The sequence below is a fragment of the Micromonospora sp. NPDC005215 genome, assembly GCF_040607915.1.
Taxonomy (GTDB): domain Bacteria; phylum Actinomycetota; class Actinomycetes; order Mycobacteriales; family Micromonosporaceae; genus Micromonospora.
This window is the reverse complement of record NZ_JBEXHQ010000090.1, coordinates 1-8,963: the sequence shown is the minus strand read 5'-3', so window position 1 is coordinate 8,963 and position 8,963 is coordinate 1. Positions and strand designations below refer to the sequence as shown.

The 8,963-nt window shown below is 72.7% G+C and carries 8 protein-coding genes and 1 pseudogene; 3 read left to right on the top strand and 6 right to left on the bottom strand.

Translation table 11 applies throughout. From position 1 onward, the window contains the following. Positions 1-106 (bottom strand): Scr1 family TA system antitoxin-like transcriptional regulator (locus ABZU25_RS33970; protein WP_355033459.1); only part of this gene is annotated, 106 nt, incomplete at its 3' end. On the opposite strand from ABZU25_RS33970, the pseudogene ABZU25_RS33965 reads away from it, so the two are divergent. Together ABZU25_RS33965 and ABZU25_RS33960 are read left to right on the top strand one after the other, a co-directional pair. Further along, a pseudogene (locus tag ABZU25_RS33965) lies at positions 95-598 on the top strand (glycosyltransferase); the annotation flags it as partial. The gene ABZU25_RS33970 and the pseudogene ABZU25_RS33965 sit on opposite strands and share 12 nt — an antisense overlap. 175 nt (positions 599-773) lie before the next feature. Beyond that, positions 774-1,418 carry a maleylpyruvate isomerase N-terminal domain-containing protein gene (locus ABZU25_RS33960; RefSeq protein ID WP_355033457.1) on the top strand — a complete coding sequence of 215 codons (645 nt, stop codon included), beginning with the start codon at positions 774-776 and terminating at the stop codon, positions 1,416-1,418. 625 nt (positions 1,419-2,043) lie between these two features. Here ABZU25_RS33960 and ABZU25_RS33955 read toward each other — a convergent pair. From ABZU25_RS33955 to ABZU25_RS33940, 4 genes are all read right to left on the bottom strand, one after another. After that, complete coding sequence (locus ABZU25_RS33955) at positions 2,044-3,327, bottom strand: citrate synthase (protein WP_355033456.1); 1,284 nt, start codon at positions 3,325-3,327, stop codon at positions 2,044-2,046. 175 nt (positions 3,328-3,502) lie between these two features. Continuing rightward, on the bottom strand, positions 3,503-5,539 hold the full coding sequence (locus tag ABZU25_RS33950; protein WP_355033455.1) for a sulfatase-like hydrolase/transferase: 2,037 nt from the start codon (positions 5,537-5,539) through the stop codon (positions 3,503-3,505). Then, positions 5,532-6,962: a class I SAM-dependent methyltransferase gene (locus ABZU25_RS33945; RefSeq protein ID WP_355033458.1), complete on the bottom strand. Its 1,431-nt coding sequence runs from the start codon at positions 6,960-6,962 to the stop codon at positions 5,532-5,534. Before ABZU25_RS33945 ends, ABZU25_RS33950 begins: the two co-directional genes overlap by 8 nt. Before the next feature lie 17 nt (positions 6,963-6,979). Then, entirely contained in the window at positions 6,980-7,129 is a 150-nt protein-coding gene (locus ABZU25_RS33940; protein ID WP_007459587.1) for a hypothetical protein, read from the bottom strand. A 188-nt stretch (positions 7,130-7,317) separates the two neighbouring features. Between ABZU25_RS33940 and ABZU25_RS33935 the strand changes: the two genes are divergently transcribed. Next, on the top strand, positions 7,318-8,172 hold the full coding sequence (locus ABZU25_RS33935; protein ID WP_355033454.1) for an arginase family protein: 855 nt from the start codon (positions 7,318-7,320) through the stop codon (positions 8,170-8,172). Between the two features lie 24 nt (positions 8,173-8,196). On the opposite strand, the gene ABZU25_RS33930 is transcribed toward ABZU25_RS33935, so the two are convergent. Continuing rightward, the coding region (locus ABZU25_RS33930; RefSeq protein WP_355033453.1) for an ATP-binding protein at positions 8,197-8,963 on the bottom strand (767 nt) is incomplete at its 5' end.

Here is an 8,963-nt window from a genome sequence, read left to right as displayed (position 1 = left end):
CGTCCGGGTCGAGCACCCCACTGGAAAGCACCGCCGAGGCGTAATCGGGGGTTTGCAACAAGCCGGGAATGACCGCCACCTGAAAGGCGCGTAGGCCGAGGTGCACCGCCGCGGCCTGGGCGGCATGGTCACCATGCCGGGCTTCCTCGGCGGGACCGACCTGCCGGCGTTGATGGCCGCGTCCGACTGCTTCGCCGTGCCGAGCATCTACGAACCGTTCGGCATGGTGGCCCTGGAGGGCGCCGCGGCCGGCGCACCCCTCGCCGTCGCCGCCACCGGTGGCCTCGCCGAGATCGTCGAGCCGGGCGTGACCGGGATGACCTTCCGCCCACACGACCCCGACGGGCTCGCCGACGCGGTGGACGCGCTGCTGTCCGACCCGGACCGGACCCGTGTCATGGCCCGCCGCGCCCGCCGGATGGTCCACGACCAGTACGGCTGGTCGGCGATCGCCCAGCGCACCGCCGCCAGCTACGCCGCCGCCATCGCCACCGACGCCGCGTTCACCGCGCAACGCGCCGAGCAGCGCATGTCCCAGGGTCGCGCCCTCCCCGCGCTGCCCGAGGGCAACCTGCTCGCCGCCGCCGGCCTGCGGTGAGGTGGCACGCCACGCGCGTGTCCCGGGACGCCGCCGGTGCCCGACGTCGCCCTGCCCTGACCGCCACACGCGCCGTTCGTGCGACGACCCCGGGCCGGGATGCTGCCGATGATGACCGGCGGCCGCGTCGCCTCGCTGCCCGGCGCCGACCCGATGGTCCTGCCAGAATGTGCGGATGTCTCGCCCTGTCGACGCCCTGGATTCCGCTTTCCCCCTCGCCGCCTCGATCGCGCTGGATCTGATCCGGCGTCCCGAGGTGTCCGAGCGGTGGACGAATCCCAGCGCGCTGCCGCACCTGTCCGTGGGGGGCCTCGCCTGCCACCTGGGCCGTCAGGCGGTACGGGCGGCGGAGCTGCTGCCGATGTCGACCGACCTGCCCACCCTGGAGTCGGCCGACAACCACTACGAGCGGGCCGCCTGGGTCACCGAGGGTGCTCCGGACGAGGCGTCGGTCGCCTCGGGCCCGGACGAGGCCGAAGCGGCCCGGGGGCCGGCGGAGCTGCACGCCCGCTCCGCTGACGCGTTGGCGGAGGTCAGCGACCTGCTCTCGCGTGGTGCCGCCCGGGACGTCGTGCCGATCCCGTGGCAGGGCTGGGCCCTGCGGCGCAGCGAGTTCCTGCTCACCCGCCAACTGGAGATCGTGGTGCACTCCGACGACCTCGCGGTGAGCGTCGGCATACCCACTCCGGAGTTCCCTGCGGAGGTCTTCGACCCCGTGCGTGACCTGCTGGTGCGGCTCGCCGTACGCCGCCACGGTCAGTCCGCGCTGATCGGCGCCCTGAGCCGCAGCGAGCGAGCACAAGACATCTCCGCCTTCTGAACCCGGGTTCGTCGGCCAGGAAGCGTCCGCGCTACCCACCCGATAGGGCCTGTGTCAAAGCCCCTGGCCGGCCTGCGGCGGGCCCAGCTCGACCGAGGACTTTGACACAGGCCCTAACGCCCCAGCCGCTGTCGAGCTGCCCCAAATATGGGGCGCGGGCGACGACGACGCGTGCGGGAATGACCGAGTAAGAACGGCCCGGCCAGGAGCGAGGGCAGGTTTCGAGCGGCTTGACCAACTCGGTCTCATCGAAGGCGCGGTACCACCGCACCACCCCGACTTCAGTGAAACGGAGTAGATCAACCCGGGTTTTCGGCCCTACCGAGTCGCAAGGCCGACGAGACACGAAGCCGACGAGCACCGGCAAGCATGCCCCATATCTGGGGCAGCTCTACAGGGAGCCGAGGAGAGGTGGGCATCGAAGCGCCGCCCGCCCAGGAAACGCCCGGAGCGCCACGCCACTCACCCAGCCAGAACGCGCCACGCCACGCGGCGCGGCCGAGAAACGCCCGGAGCGCTCAGAAGGCGGCAGGCCGCCGACCCGGATGGGGCGACGGCCTGTCGGTGGTGCCTGGCGTGCGCCCCGTCTCGCCGTCGGCGAGCTGGACGCGTGGAGGTCAGGAGGTCAGCGCTCCTTGGAAGGGACGTAGTCCCGCTCGGGTGCGCCGACGTAGACCTGCCGAGGGCGGCCGATCTTGGTCTCCGGGTCGCTGATCATCTCGCGCCACTGGGCGATCCAGCCGGGGAGCCGGCCGAGCGCGAAGAGCACCGTGAACATCTTGGTCGGGAAGCCCATGGCCTTGTAGATCAGGCCGGTGTAGAAGTCCACGTTCGGGTAGAGCCGACGGGAGACGAAGAAGTCGTCGGCGAGGGCGATCTCCTCCAACTCCATGGCGATGTCCAGCAGCGGGTCCGGCTTGGCCATCCGGCCCAGCACGTCCTGCGCGGCCTTCTTGACGATCGCCGCGCGCGGGTCGTAGTTCTTGTAGACCCGGTGGCCGAAGCCCATCAGCTTGACGCCGTCCTCCTTGTTCTTGACCTTGCGGACAAAGGAGCGGACGTCGTCGTCGCCGGCGTGGATCTGCTGGAGCATCTCCAACACCGCCTGGTTGGCGCCGCCGTGCAGCGGGCCGAACAGCGCGTTGACCCCAGCGGAGACCGAGGCGAACAGGTTGGCGTTGCTGGAGCCGACCAGACGGACGGTCGACGTGGAGCAGTTCTGCTCGTGGTCGGCGTGCAGGACGAACAGCATGTCCAGCACCTTCGACATCACCGGGTCGACCTCGTACGGCTCCGCCGGCACGCCGAAGGTCATCCGCAGCAGGTTGTCCACGTACCCCAGCGAGTTGTCCGGGTAGAGCAGCGGCTGCCCGATGGACTTCTTGTAGGCGTACGAGGCGATGGTGGGCACCTTCGCCATCAGCCGGACCGTGGAAATCTCCACGTGCTCGGAGTCGAACGGGTCCAGGCTGTCCTGGTAGAAGGTGGACAGGGCGCTCACCGCGGACGACAGCACCGCCATCGGGTGGGCGTCCCGGGGGAAGCCGTCGAAGAAGCGGCGCATCTCCTCGTGCAGCAGCGAGTGCCGCCGAATCCACTCGGTGAACTCGGTCAGCTGCTGCTCGGTCGGCAGCTCACCGTAGATGAGCAGGTAGGAGACCTCCAGGAAGGAGGACTTCTCGGCCAACTGCTCGATCGGGTATCCCCGGTAACGCAGGATCCCCGCGTCGCCGTCGATGTAGGTGATCGCCGATGAGGCAGCCGCGGTGTTGACGAAACCGGGGTCGTACGTCGTCATCCCGGTTTCCTTCAGCAGCTTGCTCACCCCGATACCGGCGGGGCCCTCGACCGCTGGGTGTACCGGCATCGACAGCTGCCCACCGGGGTGATCGAGCTTGACTTCCGTCATGTGGTTCCTCGCTTCGCCGGCAGATCTACGTTGAATTGCCTTCGCTTCTACCGTAATTGCGGCTCGGGGGACAACGCCCGCCGTGGTTCGACGGTGAGGTATGCGTCACCCGATTCCCGACCCGGCCGCCGGGAAACCCGGCTTCCCGGTAGACGGGACGAGCCCGGGGACCAGGTCAGGACAGCGCGAGGCGTCGCAGCGTACCGTCCGTCGCGACCTGGAAGACGTCGAGCTGGTTGCTACCGGCGTGGAACAGCTTGTCGTCGGTGAGCAGCGCGGCGAACCGACGTCCGCCGGGGTCGGGTGGCACCACCGGGACGACGGCCCCGATCCGGCCGTTGACGGCCACCGCCAGCAACGTGCCGTCCGGGATCCGGTCCGGGACATCCCCCCAGACGAGCGCCGGGAGGGTGCCGGTGTCCGGGTCCATGGCCGTGAACGCGGCCAGGTCGGCCACCCGGGCGTTGCCGCCGGCCGGTCCGGCGCGTACCTCCGTGCCGACCAGGGGGTGCGGTGTCGGCAGCGGCGGCGGGGCGGGCACCCCGCCGGGGAAGGTGACCGGTTCGCCGGGGCGGTCGTAGAAGTGTTTCGTGCCGTCGGTGCGGGGGGCCTGCCGGGCGGAGCGGCCGTCGACCCGCCAGGGCAGCCGGATGTTGGCCTCGTCGGCCACCGTCGGCAGCAGGTCGACGTGTTCCCAGTTGCGGTCGTCCACCCGCCCGGTCTGCTGCCGAGGTTCCTTGACGAACATCGGCACCCAGGCGACCTCACCGGCGGCGGCCTTGATGGCGTCCATGCCCCGGCCCTGCGCGCCGGGGCGGAAGCTGACCCCGTGGTCGGCGGTGACCACGACGAGGGCCTGGTCGTAGAGGCCGCTGGCGCGCAACGTCCGCAGGGTTTCGCCGATCAGCCGGTCGGTGTAGCCGAGTTGGGCGAGGTGCCGCTGCCGGGCCAGGTCGATCCAGCCGGCGCCGTCGTTGGGCAGGTCCTCGGGGGCGTCGTAGCGCGCCCCGGAGGGCAGGTACGCCCACGGCGAGTGCGGCATCAGCAGGTGCAGGAAGTGCAGGGTGGGCCGGGACATCGGCGTCAACCCGGCCAGGAAGCTGGTGAACCGGGCCGGTTGGTTGTCATCCAGGCTGTCCCAGCGGAACGTCGGATCGGCCGGCACCGGCTCGGCCGCGTCCAGCCCGGCCTCGGCGCGGGTCTGCTCCCGGTAGGAGTCCTCCGGGTCGACGGCGCTCTCCGTCGGCCCGGCGACCTGGCTCAGCAGCTTGCCGGTCTCCCGGACCAGCACACCGAGCCCCTGTTCGGGGGCGACCGGTTGTTCGCAGCGGCTGGGCGGGCACAGACGGGTGATGCTCTCTTCGGCGCGGATGTCGTACAGGCCGCCGAAGGCGGTGAAGATGTTGTCCGGATACTGCGAGTAGTGCGGGGCGACCGGCTTCGCCGGGTACCGGCCGGTGAGCATCGCGGGCAGCGCGTTGGGTGTCCAGCCGCTGACCCCGGTGGCGTTGCGGTACCAGGTCGAGCCACCGGCCAGCTCGGCGAAGTGCGGGTACCTCGTGGCGTCGATCCGCCCGTCCGCGCCGAGCAGGCTGACCAGCGGCAACTCGTCGAGGATCAGCATGACCACCGGCGGGTGCACGCCGGTGCCCTGCGCGGTGCCGGCCGCACCGCCGTCGCCGCGCGGCAGCACCACCGCCGAGGTGGGTGAGACGAGCAGGAAGAGCGCCACGAACGCCACCGGCCCGGCGGCGGCCAGTCGCAGCACCAGGCCCGGCGCCCGCCACCGCCGGTGTGCAACCGCGCCGCCGGCACCGGCCAGCACGGCCACCAGCAGCAGGGGTACGCCCCGAAGCGGCGTCACGTGCCGGCCCACCTGCACGGCGAGGGCGGCCAGCAGCAGCCCGACCAGCCCGGTGTGGGTGAGGGCGCGGGCGGTCCGGCCGGCCAGTCGACTGAGCGCGCCGAGCACTGCCACCGCGATCGTGGGCAGCACCGCCACCAGGGCGGTCAGCAACAGGATCTGGGCCGGGTCGGCGCGGTGGAAAAGGAAGAAGTCGGGGCTGCGGCCGAGCACGTCCAGCAGTGGCTGGGTGACGACCAGCCCGACCAGCGCGATCACCTCCAGCAGCCGGCCCAGCTCGCCCCGCCAGCCCTGGCCCCACCGCCCGGAGGCCGAGCGCGGCGGGTCGACCGGGGCCGGTTCAGCCACCCATCACCGTCCGGTAGAGCGTGCGGGTGCCCGAGGGCAGCTCCAGCCGGTCGGTGATCCGGCCCCGGGCGGCGAGCAACGCCTCGAAGGTGTCGCGCCGGTAGTCCGGGAAGAGGCCGGCGGGTTTGTTGGCGAGCAGTCGGGTCGCCATCGGGTCCTCCGGTGCGACGAACTCCACCACCACCGCGCCGCCGGGCGTGGTCAGCCCGGTCAGCCAGTCGACGACCTCCGGCAGCGGCACGTTGCGCCCGATCGCCAGGTGGTGCACCACGGCCAGGGCGAGCACCACGTCGGCGGAGGCCCGTTCGGCGAAGCCGGCCCGCTCGACGCCCCGCCAGCCTCCGCCCGGTGACGGGTCGGCGAGGTCCAGCACCAGCGGCAGGATGCGGCGCTGTCCCTCGGCGCGCAGTTTGCGGTACAGCTCGTCGACCACCGCCGGGTCCTGCTCGACGGCGACCACGTAGTCGGCGTGCCCGACGGCCAGTCGGGAGTACCGGCCGTCGTTGGCGCCGAGGTCGAGCACCAGGCGGGGGCGGGCGCCGGCGGCCACCGCGGCGGCGACGAACTGCTCCTTCGCCACCCGGTCGCGGGCCGAGTAGCCGCAGGTGTGCTGGTAGTCCGACCAGTGGCTCTCCGCCGGGCGGTGGTCCAGCCTGCGGACCAGTTTGCGCATGCCACGCACGGTGGCCAGCAGCAGCTCCCGGGAGAAGCCCGCGGCCCGTAGCTGGTCGCGGACGTCGGTGGTGCTGGCGGCGGCGTTGCGGCGCTGCATGGCGCCGTGCAGGTGCAGGTGGGTCAGCACGCCGGGGCGCAGCCGGCGGGTGCCGCCGAACAGGGGCCGGAGTTCGTCGGCCTCGATGCCGTCGACCCGGGCGCGCAGCCAGGGTTGGAAGTCGACGCCCAGGTGGGCGGTGAGCATCAGCGGATAGAGCATGGTCTGGCAGAACTGCCGGTAACCGGCCCACGGCTCGCCGTCGCGGACCGGCTCGAAGGAGCCGATGTCGATGAAGACCGGCTCCGCGCCGCGCCACTGGAGGTTGTACGCCGAGCCGTCCTTGGTGGTGAAGCCGTCGGTGAGCGCGGCGCGCAGGATCTCCAGGTGCAGCAGGGCGGCGTCGCGCAGCATGCCGAACGACCACTCGTACGGGTGGGAGACGAACGGGATGCGCTCGTGGCGCAGCACGGCAGCCCACGGTGTGCCGGTCGCGGCGGGCACCAGTGTCGACGGGGCGTCCTCGGTGGCGCAGACCTTGCGCGCGGCGACCAGGGCCGGGAAGAACGTGCTGCCGGCCAGGGCACGCCAGTGCTCGGCGGCCTGCGGGTCCAGCCCGCGCAGCACCTCGTCGCCGACGTGGAAGACGCGGTTGGCGGGGTCGCGGAACGAGGCCGGCTCGGGTCGCGCCTCGGTGGGTGAGATCGCCATCGTCGGGACCGGCCCGCTCACCGCTGGTCGGTCGGTTGCCGGCGGAACCGGTCGACGAGGCGTCGCCAGTAGAGCTTGGCGGCGACCGCGGCGCCGGCCACCCCGCCGACGACCGCCTGCACGATCAGGCTGCCGGATCCCGCGTCCAGGTAGGCCAGATGTATCACCGATCGCTCCTTGCCCTCGCCCGTCCTGACCCCGGTCCCAGGCGTACACCGTGAGGGTTTTGACCTAGAAAGCCGGACTTGTCCCTCACCGTACGCTGATCGCCATCCGCGTCGCGGGCACATTCGCGGACTCCCAGCCTCACCACAGAATGGGACCGGGACACCACCCCCGCCGGTACGCTGCGGACGTGCGCTGGGTGGTGGTGGACGCGCCCCTGGACTCCTCCGGAGCCGGGCGCGGTGAGGAACGGGCGCCCGACGCGCTACGCCGGGCCGGCCTGTGCGACGCCCTGTCCGCCGACGACGGTGGGCAGATCGACGAGGCGCGGTTGCGCGACCCGATCCGTGACCCGGCCAGCGGGGTGATCGGCGCCGCGGGCCTGGTCCGGGCCGGTGCCGCGATCGCCGCGCGGGTCGGCGCGCTCATGGCGGACGGCCATCGACCGCTGGTGCTCGGCGGGGACTGCGCGATCCTGCCCGGCATCTGCCGGGCCCTGCCCCCGGCGACCGTGCTGTGGTTCGTGGACGCCCACCCGGACTTCCTCGATGGCGTCACCTCGCCCACCGGCGAGGCCGCCGACATGGACCTCTCCGTGGTCACCGGACACGGCCCGGCCGCCATCGGGCCGGACGGCGCACTGCTCGACCCGGGCCGCGTACACCTGCTCGGGCACCGCCCGGCCACCGACGAGAGCAGCCGGGTCGAGGCGGCCCGGATCGATCCGGCGATCCACCAGGTGCCCGCCGCCGAGCTGCTGCGCCGGGGCGCCGGGGCGGTCGGGGCCGCGCTGGCCGCCGACGGCGACGCGCCCGCCTGGCTGCACCTCGACCTGGACGTGGTGGACCCGCGCGACCTGCCGGCGGTGACCTACCCCGAGCCGGACGGGCCGCGCTGGGCGGACCTCATCGCGCTTGTCACCCCACTGGCCCGCGCCGACCGGCTGCTCGGGATGAGCGTGACCGACCTGAACGTTGACGAGGACCCCGACGGGCGTCACACCCGGCGCGTCGTCGAGGTCCTCGCCGAGGTGCTGCGCGGCTGACCCCCCGGTGTATCCGCGCGCCGACTAGGCGTCCGCTGTGGGATTGGGCAGCCGGACGGTGAACACGGTCCGCCCGGGGCGGCTGTCCACCGCGACGGTGCCGTGGTGGGCCTCCACCACCGCCGCGACGATCGCCAGGCCGAGGCCCGTGCTGCCGTGCTCCCGGGACCGGGAGCTGTCGCCGCGGGCGAACCGTTCGAACATCTCCGGTCGCAGCTCCGCCGGCACCCCGGGCCCGTCGTCGGCGACGGTGAGCACGGCGCTGTCGGCGTCGACGGCCAGCGTGGTGACGACAGTGCTGCCGGGCGGGGTGTGCACCCGGGCATTGCCGAGCAGATTCGCCACCACCTGGTGCAGCCGCGCGGCGTCGCCGGGCACCCGGATCGCCACCTCGGGCAGACCGAGCTGCCAGCGGTGGTCGGGGCCGGCGACGTGCGCGTCGCTGACCGCGTCCACGAGCAGGGCGGTCAGGTCGACCGGGTCCGCCGCGAGCGGCCGACCGGAGTCGAGGCGAGCCAGCAGCAGCAGGTCGTCGACGAGGCTGGTCATCCGGGTGCTCTCCGACTCCACCCGGCGCAGCGCGTGCGCCACGTCGGCGGGAACCTCGTCGCGACCGCGCCGGGCCAGCTCCGCGTAGCCTCGGATCGCCGCGAGGGGCGTCCGCAGTTCGTGGCTGGCGTCGGCGACGAACTGGCGCCGGGGGTACGGGAAGCCGACGCGGTGCAGCGCCTCGTCCACCCGGGGCCAGATCTCGTCGGCCGGTACGCCGCGGTTCTCCAGCCCGAACGCGA

What these genes read in the sequence shown, in the direction of transcription:
- ABZU25_RS33960 (WP_355033457.1), top strand. Translation starts at nt 774, where the DNA reads ATGTCTCGCCCTGTCGACGCCCTGGATTCCGCTTTCCCCCTCGCCGCC.
- ABZU25_RS33955 (WP_355033456.1), bottom strand. Translation starts at nt 3,327, where the DNA reads ATGACGGAAGTCAAGCTCGATCACCCCGGTGGGCAGCTGTCGATGCCG.
- ABZU25_RS33945 (WP_355033458.1), bottom strand. Translation starts at nt 6,962, where the DNA reads ATGGCGATCTCACCCACCGAGGCGCGACCCGAGCCGGCCTCGTTCCGC.